Source organism: Vibrio sp. 2132-1, from assembly GCF_033344315.1.
The window spans coordinates 1-668 of the sequence record NZ_JAWPON010000399.1 but is presented as its reverse complement, the minus strand read 5'-3'; the positions used below and the strand labels follow the sequence as shown (position 1 = coordinate 668).

General features: G+C 49.3%; 1 protein-coding gene. It reads left to right on the top strand.

Annotation, left to right across the window (positions count from 1 at the left end):
* A partial coding sequence (locus R8N47_RS25660; protein WP_318186160.1) for a substrate-binding domain-containing protein occupies window positions 1–624 on the top strand: 624 nt, incomplete at its 5' end.
* Between the last annotated feature and the right edge of the window lie 44 nt (window positions 625–668).

Here is a 668-nt window from a genome sequence, read left to right as displayed (position 1 = left end):
CAGCAACGCGTCACAACTTCCTTACCGACTGTGCTGCTGAACTGCACCAACGAAGAACACACCGAAACGCCAAGTATTTTGCCGGCCGATATGATTGGAGCTTACAAAGCAGTTTCCCACCTCACAGCGCAAGGTTATCGTCGCATTGCCATGCTGTCTGGTGAAAGTTGGATGCTAGCCAGTAAGCAACGTGCCGATGGTTATCGTCAGGCTCTCATTGATGCAGACATCATTCCTAACTCAGAGTATTTAGTCGATGCAAACTGGTCGCTAAAAGAAGCGCACCAGCAAACACTGACACTACTGAATATGGAGCAGCCACCAGAAGCGATTTTCTGTGGCAGCGACTATATGGCAATGGGGTGCTACCAAGCGATAGCGGAGTTGGGGTTGAAGATTCCTCAGGATGTTGCCGTTGTCGGTTACGATAATCAGCAAATCGCCTCTGAAAGCTTCCCAGCATTAACGTCGGTTGAACTGCCCTACTCAGACATGGGTAAACTCGCAATCGAATCGTTGATGGCACTGATTGAAGGGCAACCGTTGCTTTCTAACAAACGCAAAGTAGAGGGTGAACTCATCGTTCGAACCTCTTCGACAAAAACAAAAAAGGTGGGCATGTAGCCCACCATAACACCCAAAGTCGTTGGAGTTGCAGCATCGCTGCC